Origin of the sequence: Pyxidicoccus sp. MSG2 (assembly GCF_026626705.1) — a bacterium.
Lineage (GTDB): Bacteria > Myxococcota > Myxococcia > Myxococcales > Myxococcaceae > Myxococcus.
Genome location: NZ_JAPNKC010000001.1, coordinates 10,156,998 through 10,169,857, shown reverse-complemented (window position 1 = coordinate 10,169,857; position 12,860 = coordinate 10,156,998). Strand labels below are relative to the sequence as shown.

The 12,860-nt window shown below is 71.2% G+C and carries 11 protein-coding genes; 7 read left to right on the top strand and 4 right to left on the bottom strand.

The genetic code is table 11. The annotated features are described in order from the left end of the window. Positions 1-74: 74 nt before the first annotated feature. Positions 75-1,322, bottom strand: a complete 1,248-nt coding sequence (locus tag OV427_RS39650; protein WP_267861423.1) for a carboxypeptidase-like regulatory domain-containing protein — start codon at positions 1,320-1,322, stop codon at positions 75-77. Positions 1,323-1,733: 411 nt separating this feature from the next. On the opposite strand from OV427_RS39650, the gene OV427_RS39645 reads away from it, so the two are divergent. The 6 genes from OV427_RS39645 to OV427_RS39620 are packed head-to-tail and all read left to right on the top strand — an operon-like array spanning position 1,734 to position 7,793. Further along, entirely contained in the window at positions 1,734-2,669 is a 936-nt protein-coding gene (locus OV427_RS39645; protein ID WP_267861422.1) for a proline racemase family protein, read from the top strand. Then, positions 2,666-3,784 carry an NAD(P)/FAD-dependent oxidoreductase gene (locus tag OV427_RS39640; protein ID WP_267861421.1) on the top strand — a complete coding sequence of 373 codons (1,119 nt, stop codon included), beginning with the start codon at positions 2,666-2,668 and terminating at the stop codon, positions 3,782-3,784. The genes OV427_RS39645 and OV427_RS39640 overlap by 4 nt, the downstream gene beginning before the upstream one ends. Beyond that, positions 3,777-4,046: a (2Fe-2S)-binding protein gene (locus OV427_RS39635; RefSeq protein ID WP_267861420.1), complete on the top strand. Its 270-nt coding sequence runs from the start codon at positions 3,777-3,779 to the stop codon at positions 4,044-4,046. Before OV427_RS39640 ends, OV427_RS39635 begins: the two co-directional genes overlap by 8 nt. Further along, positions 4,039-5,316 (top strand): NAD(P)/FAD-dependent oxidoreductase, encoded by a 1,278-nt coding sequence (locus OV427_RS39630; RefSeq protein WP_267861419.1) that lies wholly within the window; start codon positions 4,039-4,041, stop codon positions 5,314-5,316. Before OV427_RS39635 ends, OV427_RS39630 begins: the two co-directional genes overlap by 8 nt. Further along, positions 5,313-6,203, top strand: a complete 891-nt coding sequence (locus OV427_RS39625; protein ID WP_267861418.1) for a dihydrodipicolinate synthase family protein — start codon at positions 5,313-5,315, stop codon at positions 6,201-6,203. The genes OV427_RS39630 and OV427_RS39625 overlap by 4 nt, the downstream gene beginning before the upstream one ends. Positions 6,204-6,227: 24 nt before the next feature. Further along, the gene (locus tag OV427_RS39620; RefSeq protein ID WP_267861417.1) at positions 6,228-7,793 is read left to right on the top strand and encodes an aldehyde dehydrogenase (NADP(+)); all 1,566 of its coding nucleotides are present in this window, start codon (positions 6,228-6,230) and stop codon (positions 7,791-7,793) included. A gap of 50 nt (positions 7,794-7,843) precedes the next feature. On the opposite strand, the gene OV427_RS39615 is transcribed toward OV427_RS39620, so the two are convergent. Beyond that, positions 7,844-10,072 (bottom strand): M9 family metallopeptidase, encoded by a 2,229-nt coding sequence (locus OV427_RS39615; RefSeq protein WP_267861416.1) that lies wholly within the window; start codon positions 10,070-10,072, stop codon positions 7,844-7,846. 100 nt (positions 10,073-10,172) lie between these two features. On the opposite strand from OV427_RS39615, the gene OV427_RS39610 reads away from it, so the two are divergent. Continuing rightward, positions 10,173-11,000, top strand: a complete 828-nt coding sequence (locus OV427_RS39610; RefSeq protein WP_267861415.1) for an AraC family transcriptional regulator — start codon at positions 10,173-10,175, stop codon at positions 10,998-11,000. On the opposite strand, the gene OV427_RS39605 is transcribed toward OV427_RS39610, so the two are convergent. Continuing rightward, a complete protein-coding gene (locus OV427_RS39605) occupies positions 10,958-11,809 on the bottom strand; it encodes a hypothetical protein (RefSeq protein WP_267861414.1) in 852 nt (283 codons plus the stop codon). The genes OV427_RS39610 and OV427_RS39605 overlap by 43 nt on opposite strands. Before the next feature lie 48 nt (positions 11,810-11,857). After that, positions 11,858-12,745, bottom strand: coding sequence for a PhzF family phenazine biosynthesis protein (locus tag OV427_RS39600; protein ID WP_267861413.1), 888 nt, complete (start codon positions 12,743-12,745; stop codon positions 11,858-11,860). Positions 12,746-12,860 lie beyond the last annotated feature (115 nt).

Here is a 12,860-nt window from a genome sequence, read left to right as displayed (position 1 = left end):
TCGGGCTCCAGCACCCCAGGGGCGCCACACCTCACCCATGGGCGACGCCAGGAAGCGCCGCCCACGGGCCGGGCTCACGGCAGCGGCGGAAGCGTCAGCACGCCGTTGCACTGAGCCGGAGCGGGCACGCCAGTGCCGCCCCATGGAGCGCCCGTGTTGACGACCAGGCTGGTGCTCGGCGGGGGCGGGCAGCCATAGCCCGTCGCCTGGCGCACGGTGATGTTGGCGTTGGGGGGCAGGTTGTACATGACGTCCGTGCCGTCCCCCACGCACACGGTGCGCGTCTGCGTGCCGCCGCCAGGAATGGCAATCTCCAGGTCCAGGCAGACGGGCAGCGGGGTGCCGGGCGGCAGCGCGGCGGCGTTCAGCACGATCCGGATGCACGCGGGGTTGACCTTCTCGATGTCCGCGTTGATGAAGCCAATCTCGTTGGTGTTGCCCGTGTAGCGGTTCGTGGCGGCCGGGTCGCACTGGTCCGCGCTGCACGCGGGGGCCTGGCCGACAGTGCACCGGGACGGGTTGGTCGTCTTCGAGGCCGTGGCCGGCTGCTGGCGCCACTGGTTGCTGCCCACGGGCATGGACCACAGGGCGATGCTCGCCGGAGAGGACGCGTTCATGCTCCCGGCGATGGGGATGAACGCCTGGGCGGTCGTCCCGGCGGCGAGCTTGAGCAGGCGCCCTGCCGCGTCACGGACCTCGGTGTAGATGGCGCCGCGCGTCTCCAGGAAGACAGGCTGGCCGGACAGGTTGATGGCACCGTCGGCCCCCGGCATCGCCAGCAGGCCCGTGTCGATGTAGCGCACGCCTACCGTGAAGGGCGAGACGATGGTCTGCCCGGTGGTGCTCGCCAGCTTGCCCAGGTCCACCCGGATGCCCGCGCCACTGCGAGGGTCCGTGACGGTGACAATGCCTCCCGAGAAGGTCTGCCGGTACAGCGTCTGCAACGTGAAGCGGGCCCCGAGGACGTCTCGCGTGACGGCGCCGACGTGCGGCATGTAGCCCACCGCGCTGATGGTCAGCGGCGCGCCCGGAGTCAGCGACGCGGAGGTGACGGAGAACGAGCCGTCCGAGGCGGTGGTCGTCAGGACGCCCTGGAGATTCACCTGCGCCCCGGCAATGGCCGCGCCCGACGCGTTGGTGACCGTGCCGCAGATGGTGGTGGCGCCCACGACGCGATTACAGGCGATGAGCGACTGTGACTCCTGCGCTTGCAGCTCGACCTCTGCTTCGGGCGAGCCACAGGCGCCCCCCAGCGCCACGGCCCCACCCAGCACTCCGCACAACAACAACCACTTCCCTGCTGCGAACTTGGACAACGACATCAACGACCTCCGTGTCGATGAGAGGGGATGACTTCAGTTGGATGAGGCGAGCGGAGGGCCGGGCGGCAACGACTCACCGCCTTGGGAATGGCACGACTGACTCCGCCAGGCGCGGCAAGGCCGGACAGAAGGACCCTGCGAACGCGGCCGCGCGCGATGCACCCGTCGCGCCATGACGGCCCACGGCAGAGCTCTCTCTGTGTCGCGCTCGTGCCACACCCGAAGCGCCGACTCCGTGTGACGCCGCGGGTTACGGCTCGCGTGGATCTGTGGCGCGCCGCGCTACTCAGGGCCTGTCGTGGCCTGGGGCTGCATTTGCGCGATTCCTTCGCCGCCGTGCGCGGAACCCTCAAGAAACCGCGCTCCGGGGTTCCTAGGGTAGCCTTCGAGAGGTTCGGAGGGAGAGTCAGCATGCGGCGCATTCGTGTCATCGACAGCCATACCGGCGGCGAGCCCACCCGCGTCGTCACCGACGGGGGACCGGAGCTGGGAACGGGCGACATGGCGACCCTGCGCGAGCGCTTCCGGGAGCAGTTCGACGCCTTTCGCAAGGCCATCGTCTGCGAGCCTCGTGGCTCGGACGTCATGGTGGGCGCGCTGCTGTGTCCCCCCACCCTCCCCTCCTGCGTCGCGGGCGTCATCTTCTTCAACAACGTCGGCTACCTGGGCATGTGCGGCCACGGCACCATCGGCGTGGTGAAGACGCTGGAGTACCTGGGCCGCATCACTCCCGGAGTCCACGCCCTGGAGACGCCCGTGGGAGTCGTCAAGGCCACGCTGCATCCGGACGGGCGCGTGAGCATCGCCAACGTCCCCAGTCACCGCATGGCCCACGACGTCTCCGTGCTCGTCCCCGGCCACGGCGAGGTGCGCGGAGACATCGCCTGGGGTGGCAACTGGTTCTTCCTCTCCCGGGCACACCACCTCCCCCTGGAGGCCCGGCACATCCCTGCACTCACCGCGTACGCGTCCGCCATCAAGCACGCGCTGGTCGAACAGGGCCTCACCGGCACTGGCGGCGCGGAGGTGGACCACGTGGAGCTGTACGCGCCCTCGTCCACGCCCGGCGTGGACGCACGCAACTTCGTGCTCTGTCCGGGGCTCGCCTATGACCGCTCGCCTTGCGGCACCGGGACGAGCGCCAAGCTCGCGTGCCTCGCCGCGGAGGGCGCGCTCGCGGAGGGCGCGACGTGGGTGCAGGAGAGCATCATCGGCAGCCGCTTCGAGGCGCGCTACGTGCGCGACGGCGCCCGCATCCTGCCCACCATCACCGGCACGGCCTCGGTGAACGCGGAGGCAACGCTGCTCGTCGACCCCGAGGACCCCTTCGCCTGGGGCATCGGATGAGCGTCTTCGACTGCGTCATCGTCGGCGGCGGCATCGTCGGCGCGGCGCTCGCGGACGTGCTGTGCGCCGAGGGGCTGTCCGTCGCGCTGGTGGAGGCCCGCTCCATCGGCGCGGGCACCACTGCGTGCGGCATGGGCCACCTGGTGGCCATGGACGACAACGCGGCGGAGCTCGCGCTCACGGCCTGGTCCGTGGCGCTCTGGCGCGAGCTGCGGGACGACCTGCCGATGGCCGTCGAGTACGACGCGTGCGGAACGCTCTGGCTCGCCACGGACGAGGAGGAGCAGGCCGCCATCGCCGCGAAGGTCGCGAGCTACCGTGGCGCGGGCGTGCGCGCCGAGGTGCTGGACGCCGCCGCGCTCCGAGAGGCGGAGCCGGCCCTGTCCCCCGGCCTCGTCGGGGCGCTGCGCGTTCCGGACGATGCCGTGCTGTACCCACCGCTCGCCGCGCTCCACTTCGCGCGACGTGCTCAGCAGCGCGGAGCCCGGCTCATGCCCGGCTGCCCCGTGGCCACACTGCGCCCGGACGGCGTGGTGCTGGAGAATGGCGAGGTCCTGGCCGCGGGCCACGTCGTGCTCGCGGCGGGCGTGACCAGTCCCCGGCTCTGTCCGGACCTGCCCATCTCCCCGCGCAAGGGACATCTGCTCATCACCCAGCGCGGCGCTCCAGTGGTGCATCACCAGCTCGTGGAATTGGGCTACCTCAAGAGCGCGCACGGCTCGGATGGTGCGTCCGTTGCCTTCAACGCCCAGCCGCGAATCACCGGGCAGCTCCTGCTGGGCTCCTCGCGCCAGCCGGGCGTGAGCGGCGGCCACGTCGAGCCCGCCATCCTGGAGCGCATGCTGAAGCGCGCCACGGACTTCATGCCAGGACTCGATGGGCTGCGGGCGCTGCGCGTCTGGACGGGCCTGCGCCCGGCGACTCCGGATGGCCTGCCGCTGCTCGGTCGACATCCGAGCAAGCCCTGGCTGTGGCTCGCCTGCGGCCATGAGGGGCTCGGCATCACCACTGCCCCGGGCAGCGCGCGACTGGTGGCGGACCAACTGCTCGGCCGCACCAGCGCCATCGACGCCCGGCCCTACGCGCCCTCGCGCTTCGAGACCCTCCATGCCTGAGTCCGGAGCAAAGGCCGCCAGGTCCGTCACCCTGCGCATCAACGGCCGCGCCATCACCGTGCCCTCGGGCACCTCGGTGGCGGCGGCGCTCGCCGTGGCCGGAGACTTCGTCAGCCGGAGCGACCTGGGAGGGCGCCCGCGCGCGCCACTGTGTGGCATGGGCGTCTGCTTCGAGTGCCGCGCCACCGTGGACGGCGTGCCCGAGGTGCTGACGTGCCTCACGCCCTGCCGCGAGGACCTGGAGGTGGTCACCGATGCGTGAGGCCTGCGACCTCGTCGTCATTGGTGCCGGGCCGGGCGGGCTCGCCGCCGCGTGCCGGGCCGCCGAGGCGGGCCTGGACGTTCTCGTCCTGGACGCACAGCCGGAGCCCGGTGGACAGGTCTGGCGCGGCGAGGCACGGAAGGGCTCGAACCGGCTCGCCCGCCGCTGGCTCTCGCGCTTCGCCGCCTCCGGCGCGCGCTTCCGTCCCGGGGCTCGCGTCGTCGCCGCGCCCGAGCCGGGGCTCCTCCTCGTCGAGGAGGGCCCATCCTCGCTCGCGGTGCGCTACGGCCGGCTGGTGCTCGCCACGGGAGCGCGGGAGCGTTTCCTCCCCTTCCCCGGCTGGACGTTGCCGGGCGTGCTGGGCGTCAGCGGCCTGCAGGTGCTCGTCAAGGACGGCCTCCCCATCCGAGACCGCCGCGTGGTGCTGGCCGGCACGGGCCCCCTGCTGCTCGCCGCCGCCGCGACGCTTCACGCCCACGGAGCCGAAGTCCTCCTCGTCGCCGAGCAGGCGCCCGCCGCGCGTCACTGGGGCTTCGCCCTCCAGCTCTGGCGCTACCCGGGCAAGCTGCTCCAGGGCGCGGTGCTGTCAGCGGGACTCCTGGGAGTGCGCACGACCACGGAGTCGTGGGTCCTGGAAGCACGTGGCGAGCGCCAGCTCGAGAGCGTCCGGATGTCCGTGAACGGCCGAGAGGAGCAGCTCGCGTGTGACTACCTGGGCGCGGCCTGGGGGCTCGTGCCCAACCTGGAGATGGCACGGCTGCTGGGCTGCGAGGTGTCCGGCGGCGCGGTGGTCGTGGACGACCGGCTGGAGACGCGCGTGCCTCGCGTCCACGCCGTGGGCGAGCTCCTCGGCATCGGCGGAGTGGACCAGGCCCTCGTCACCGGAGAACTGGCCGGCCTCGCCGCCGCGGAGCAGCCCGCCCCGGACGCGCTGGTGAACTCGTGGCGGCGCATCCGGATCTTCGCCGGCGCGCTTGCCCAGCACGATGCCCCCCGCCCCGAACTGCGCCGGCTCGCCACGCCGAACACGCTGCTGTGCCGCTGCGAGGACGTGCCGCTCTCCGCGCTGGAGGGCTGCCGCGACCTGCGCGAGGCCCGGCTGTATGCGCGGCTGGGCATGGGCTCCTGCCAGGGCCGCACCTGCGGCGCCGCGGCGGAGGCCCTCTTCGGCTGGTCCGCCGAGGACGTGCGTCCGCCCTGCATGCCCGCGCGCATCGGCAGCCTCCGACTTCCTCCTGAAACCCCACCCACCCCGAAGAGAGCGTCATGAGCCCCTGGAATGGTGTCCTTCCCGCCATCACCACCACTTTCAACGCGGACCTGTCCGTCGACCACGGCGCGGTGCGCGCGCACGTGCGCTGGCTCGTGTCGCAAGGCTGCACCGGCATCATCCCCTGCGGCTCGCTGGGTGAGGGCGCGACCCTGAGCCTCGAAGAGAAGGTCGCGCTGATGCGCACCTGCACGGAGGCGGTGAACGCCCCCATCATCCCGGGCATCGCCGCCCTCTCCACCGCGGAGGCCGTGCGGCTGGCGAAGGCCGCCGAGGACGCAGGCTGCGCGGGGCTGATGGTGCTGCCGCCGTATGTCTATTCCAGCGACTGGCGCGAGATGAAGGCCCACGTGGCCGCCGTCCTCCGCGCCACGAAGCTGCCGTGCCTGCTCTACAACAACCCCGTGGCCTACCGGACGGACTTCACGCCAGCACACCTGGCCGAGCTGGCCGCCGAGTTCGACAACGCCTCCGCGGTGAAGGAGTCCTCCACCGATGCCCGGCGCGTCACCGGCATCCGCGCTCTGCTAGGAGACCGGCTCGCCCTGGGCGTGGGCGTGGATGACTGCCTGGTGGAGGGCGTGGAGGCGGGCGCGCGCTTCTGGGTCGCGGGGCTGGTGAATGCCTTCCCGGGCGAATCGGTACGCCTGTTCGAGCTGGCCATGGCCGGAAAGAAGGACGCCGCCTTCGCGCTGTACCGCTGGTTCCTGCCGCTGCTGCGGCTGGACACCGTGACGAAGTTCGTCCAGCTCATCAAGCTGGTGCAGCAGGAAGTGGGCTGGGGCCACGAGCGCGTCCGCGGCCCCCGGCTGGAGCTTGTCGGCGCCGAGCGCGAGGAGTGCCTGCGCGTGCTGCGAGAAGCGCTGGCGAACCGGCCGACCCTGTAAGCGAGGACTTGCGGCATGGAATGGATGGGATTGTCTTGGATTGGCGCCGGGCGCGGTGAGCCCGGCGGTACGACCTTCACCGGATGGGACCCGGCGGCCGGATTGGCCCTGGAGCCCCGCTATCACTCGGCGCACCCGCACGAGGTGGAGCGGGCCTGCCAACTCGCGGAGGAGGCCGCGCCCGTCTTCGCGGCGCTGTCCTCGCGCCAGCGTGCCGTCTTCCTGGAGCACATCGCCGAGTCGCTCCTGGCGGCCGAGGCCGACTTCCTGGCCGTCACGCCCCGGGAGACGGGCCTGCCCCCTGCGCGCATCCAGGGCGAGCTGGGCCGCGCCGCCGGACAGTTCCGTCAGTTCGCCCGCCTCCTCGAGGAGGGAAGCTGGGTGGACGCGCGCATCGACCACGCGCTGCCCGAGCGGCGCCCCGCGCCCCGGCCGGACCTGCGCTCCATGCTGCGCGCGGTGGGACCGGTGGCGGTGTTCGGCGCGAGCAACTTCCCGCTCGCCTTCTCCGTCGCGGGCGGCGACACCGCGTCCGCGCTGGCGGCGGGCTGTCCCGTCGTCGTCAAGGCCCACCCCGCGCACCCGGCCACGTCCGAGCGCGCGGGCGAGGCGGTGCGCGCCGCGGTGGCCGCATGCGGCCTGCCGGAAGGAGTGTTCTCGCTCCTGTTCGACGCCGGCACGCAGGTGGGCCGTGCCCTGGTGCAACACCCTGCCATCCGCGCCGTGGGCTTCACCGGCTCACGCGCAGGAGGCCGCGCGCTGATGGACCTCGCCGCCGCGCGGCCCGTCCCCATCCCCGTCTTCGCGGAGATGGGCTCCATCAACCCCGTCTTCCTCCTGCCCGAGGCGCTGGCCACGCGTCCCGAGGCGCTGGCGGACGCACTGGCCGCATCCATCCTCCAGGGTGCGGGCCAGTTCTGCACCTCACCCGGGCTGCTCGTGGCCGCCGAGGGCCCTGGCTACGAGGCCTTCCGGGCCCGCCTCGTGGAGCGGCTGGGCGCCGTCTCCGCGGCCCCCATGCTGACGCCCGCCATCGCCGAGCGCTTCCGCGAGGGCGTAGTCCGGCTCGCCGCGCGCGCGGACACCCGCACGTGGGTCCGCGGCGAGTGCGACGGTGCCCGGGGCGCCCCCGCGCTGTTCGAAGTGGATGCGGGCGCGGTGCTGAAGGACGCGACGCTGACGGACGAGGTGTTCGGAAGCTGCGCGGTGCTGGCCCGCGTGCGGGAGCCCCGGGACATTGCTCGCGTGGCCTCGCACCTGGAGGGCCAGCTCACCGCGACGTTGATGGTGGAGACCGGAGACCACGCGCTGGCGTCCGAGCTGCTCCCCGTCCTCGCGGACCGGGTGGGCCGCGTGCTGATGAACGGCGTGCCCACGGGGGTGGAGGTCTGTCCCTCCATGGTGCACGGCGGCCCCTACCCCGCGAGCGCGGATGGCCGCTTCACCGCCGTGGGCACCGGGGCGTTGCGCCGCCTCGTCCGGCCGGTGTGCTTCCAGGACGTTCCCGAGGTGCTGCTTCCCGCGGAGCTGCGCGAGTCCAACCCGCTCGACCTCTGGCGCACGGTGGATGGCGTGCTGAAGCGGGCATGAGCATCCCGGGTGGCGCGGTGGCCCCCGGGATGCCCCGCTCCTGCCCTGGGTCAGGGCCCCGTGTCGAAGCGGGCCTCCAGCCTCACGCCCGCGTAGGGGGCGCGGGCCTTGACTATCAGGTAGTGCCAGGTGCCGGTCGCCGGGCTGGAGATGACCGCCGTCTCGTCGTTGCCGGGCAGATAGGGCCGGGCGTCGTACACCGTCAGGGTCGGCCACTGGTTGGCGCGGGTGTACAGGTCCGCGTTGCCCGTGCCCCCGCTCATCTGGACGCGCAGGTTGCGCGCGCCGGAGGGCACCCAGAGGTAGAAGTACAGCTCGTAGGTGGAGGCCAGGTTGTCCCGGTAGCAGCCGTTGCCCAGGATCCGGACGTCGGAGTCCGTGCAGGGCGGCGTGCCAGGGCCAGGACCGGGATTGACACAGGTGCTCGGGTCGGTCGCGGTGGCCACGCAGTCAATCCACTGGTGGAACTCCCCGTCGCGCGTGGTGGCAATCCCGTCCAGGTACTGGCGGTAGGCCGTGTAGTTGCCCGTGCGGAAGTGGCCGAGCATGGTGTCCACCTGGTCCGAGTGACGCTCGAACATGAAGCGCACGGCCAGGTAGCCCCAGGAGTACACGCGGTCCGTGCCGCTGTTGTAGTCGTTGCGGAACACCTGGCTGAGCTGGAAGCTCTTGCTCGTGCCGAGCGACACGGCCTGGGTGTTGTCGTTCTTCTTGGAGACGTACTCGGCCAGGCCTTCAATCCACCAGATGGTGGGCTGGCTGGTGCTGGCGCCGAAGTCGCCCTTCATGTCGAAGCGGCCGTCCAGGTAGTGGACGTACTCGTGCCGCAGGTTCCAGATTTCAAAGGCGGGCCGCAGCCACTCCGCCTCGTACGCGATGAACCGGGCCTGGTTGCCCGAGGCGGCGGGGTCTCCCTCCAGGTACATGCCCCCGTTGTTGGTATCGATGCCGAACAGCGCCCCGGCATAGGTCTGGTAGTCCAGGCTGCTGTCGAAGATGACCATCTCCAGGGCCGTATTGCCGTCGCTGGCCACGGGCACGCGGTTCGTCTTCAGCTTGTCGTGGAAGTACGTCTCCTGCGTCGCGAGCTGGCCGCAGCTCTGGCTCAACTGCGAGGCCGTCATGTCCTGGGCGCGCATGCGCAGGCTGGCGCCACAGGAGTAGGACACCTTGAGCACGGCCTGCTCCAGCGTGCGCCGGAAGTCGCAGATGCCGTAGTACGCGCAGTTGGCGCCGTCGTAGTAGTCCGCCATCTCCGCCGCGCCCACCCAGACGCCCGCGCCCGGCCCCGTCATGGCGTGGCTGGTGATGAGCGCCTTCACCCGGGGCCGGGTCTTGTCCAGCAGCGCGCCGGTGTATTGCAGGAAGCGGGACAGCTCGCGTGCGGCGTTGACGGTGAGGAATTGGTTGTCGGTGCCCAGCAGGTGCTCGTTCCGGCTCACGAAACTGCTCAGCGTGTCGACAATGGAGGTGTCACTGTTCACCGCCGCCACGAAGTCCGCGTTGTAGTGGCCGCGAAACAGGCCAACGAACACGTTGTTGGTCGCGCTGCGCATGTACCAGTAGGACAGCGCCGTGTCGTTGAAGCGGTTGAGCAGCCCCTGGAAGGTGCCCAGATGGAGGGCATTCTCACCCGCGCTGTCGATGAGGGTGACGAACTCGCGCAGCACGCTGCCATGACTGTCATTGACGTCGGTGAAGTGGCTATTGGCCACGAAGGCGGCCAGGGCCGGGCGGATGGCGTTCTTCAGCGCCGTGCCGTAGCTGCCCACGACGTCCGGGCTGTAGAACTGCACGTAGTAGCCGGCGCGAAGGAAGAGGATGAGCTGGAGAGTCCCGCCGGTGTTGCTTCCCGTGTAGGCCTGCGCGTTCGTGGTGAGCGCGTTGGCGATGGTGACCATCTTGCTCTCGACGAACACCTGGGCCGCGAGGGTGCCCGTGACACTGAACAACGTGTTGACACACTCCTGCGTGGAGCCCTTCACCAGGGTGACGAGCGCACTGCCACTGGCGGAGGCAAAAGCCGCCGTGTCGCAGGCGGCGAGCTGCGCCCGTGCAGGGGCGCGCGGCACGAGGGACTCCCGCAGTCGCTCCGGCGAGACATCCGGCGGGCGCTCGTCGGTTCGGATTCGCTGGTGGGGATGGTCGATTCCGTGTGTCTTCAGGGCTTCGGCGGGAGCGGGGCCACCGGGGCGGGCGGAGGCGCCGGCTCCGAACAGGGTGAGACAGACTGCGAGGGCGATGTGACAGCGATACCCATCCGTGAATGGACGGCTCATGGCTTCGTGCTCCTCGACTGGGATGCGTGGGGTTTCACGCGGTAATCAAGGTAGTCTTGAGCACAACTGTGATTCTTGTGTCTTTCCCTTGCGAGGGCGTATGGAAACCACCAAGGCACGCGCGGACCTGGAGCAATGGCGGGCGGACTTCATGGGGAAGGTGGCGAATCCGCTCTTCGCGGAGGCGCTGTTCGACCGGGTGCCGGACATCGTCTTCTCGGTGAAGGACACCCGAGGGCGGTACGTGTGCATCAGCGAGGCCTGCGCGGAGCGCTGCGGCCTGGACAGCAAGGCGGCGGCGGTGGGCCGCACGGCGCATGACCTGTTCCCCCGTCACATGGCGGACCGCTACGTACGGCAGGACCAGCGGGTGTTCCGGACGGGGCGCGCCCTGGTGGACAACCTGGACCTGACGCTCTTCAACAACCGGAAGCCGGGCTGGTGCCTGACAAGCAAGGTGCCGCTGTTCGACGCCGCGGGGGCGGTGATGGGACTCGCCTGCCTGTCCAGGGACGTGCACGAACCCGGGCGTGCCGGGCGCGTGGATGAGCGCTTCGCGGCGACCATCGACCACATCCAGGCGCACTACGGGGAGCGGCTGCGTATCGACGCGCTGGCGCGGAGGTCTGGGATGTCCGCCGCGCAGTTCGAGCGACGGATGCGGCGCATCTTCCAGCTCTCCGCCGGGCAGTTCATCATGAAGACGCGCATCGACGCGGCGGCGGAGCGGCTGGTGGGCTCGGAGCAGTCCATCGCCGCCATCTCCCTGGCGGTGGGGTTCTGCGACCAGAGCGCGCTGTCACGCCAGTTCAAGCAGGTGACGGGCCTGAGCCCGCGCCAGTACCGGCAGCTCGTGGCCATCCCCGGAGGTCCCCAGGGAGCGCGTCAATCCCACGCGGAGAGCCGGTCGAAGTCCTCGGAGGAGTAGCGGCCGGTGTCGAGCCCGTTGGTCACCCACGCCCCCTGGAGCCCGAAGGCCTCGCGCATGCGGCGGTACGCCTGCACGTCAGTGAGGCTGGGGGCCACGCCTCCGCCGACGTCGTTCACCGTCTCGGGCGTGGTCCACATGCGGTCTCCGGGCTTCCGGTCGAACATGAACGGATGGTTGTGCACGTGCGCCACGGGCGCGAAGCCCCGCGCGACATCCGCCATCACCCTGTCCCGCACGCCGCTGTACAGCCGCCCGCCGATGCGGTCCGCGCCCGAGAGGTAGACGCGAATCCGGCCGTGGCCGCGCAGCACGTAGGCGCCGAACTCGGTGGGGCGCTCAATCATCGGGAAGCGCCGGGCCTGATGCTGGAAGAGGCTCCACTCCAGGCAGGAGACGGGCCCCACCTGGCCCGCCGTCCCCGCGAGGACGCGCGAGGTGTTCTCCGACTCGCGCCCCATCGGCGTGCCCACCAGGGCCGCATGCGTGGCATGGACGCGCTCCAGCAGGGCGCGGTGCCCCAGGGCCTGCTCCCCGAGCCGTGCCCCCAGGGCCGTGCGGTAGCGCTCACGCTCGGCCTCGGGCGGCGCCGGAGCCCACCACTCCGGGACATCCGGCACGTCGAAGACCTCGTGCAATTCGCCCGGGTACGGGTCCTCCGACAGGGGGATGAGCTCGGAAGGTGAAGCGGGAAGCTCACACGTCACGGCGGTGGCCTGCGCGTCCCGGGCCGGGGCATCCGGTTGCGCGGTACGGCAGGCCCCGGTCCCCAGGAGCACGGCGGCCAGGAGCCAACGAGTCGCTCTCATGCGCCCCGGAACAGCCCGGCCGCCGCTCGATTCCCAGGACGTCCTGAATCAGGCCCGCAGCGTGCCCTCGAAGACCGTCACCGCCACGCCGCCAATCCGTGCCCGCTCGGGCGCTCCCGCCCGGCCGGTGACCTCCACCTCGATGCGCCCCGGCTTGCCGATGGCATCCCCCTGCTCGATGCGCGCTCGCACCGTGCCGCCCTCGACCGGCAGCGCCAGCACCCCCTGCGTCGCCAGGTACATCCCGAGCGGCCCGGCCGCGGCACCCGTCACCGGGTCCTCCGCCACGCCAATCACGGGTGGGAAGTAGCGCGAATGCGCCACGCTGCTGGCGTCCTTCGTCTCGCGGGTGAACACGTACACACCGTTCAGGCCCTGCGGTCGCAGGACCTCCGCAAGAGCCCGGGACTGTGGCGACAGGTTCCATACGTCCTCACGGCGTCGCATCGGAACCACCAACCGGTACCCGGTGCGCAGCACCGGCAACGAGCGGTCCACCATCTCCACCGTCCCGCCCAGGAGTTGCATCACCGTCTCCAGAGGCACCGGGCTCTCCACCCACGGCTGGCGAGGCGTGACAATCCATGCCCGCGCCCCGCGCATCTCCAGGGACTCCAGCTCGACGTCCAGGGGGCCCGCCGCGCACTCCAGCCGGTACGTGCCTGGAGACTTCAGCAGTCCGCGCTCGGCCAGCAGGTGGAACGTGGCGACGGTGGCGTGGCCGCAGAAGGGAATCTCCGTCGCGGGCGCGAAGTAGCGCAGGCGGACGACCCCCTCTGCTGGCGGCGCGACCAGGAAGGCCGTCTCGGACGCCCCCACCACGGCAGCGATGCGCTGCATGGCCTCCGCGTCCAGCCCGGCCGCGTCCAGCACCACGCCGGCACGGTTGCCCTCCCCCGGCGTCTTCGTGAAGGCATCGACGATGGTCACCTGCATGGCGTGCACCTCTCCCTGGCGCGGCGGACGGAGCACCGCCCCCGCGCGAATTGTACCGATACATGTTCCAGCCAGAATCGACACAATGGATGCATTGCGCGCAGCCACCCGTCAA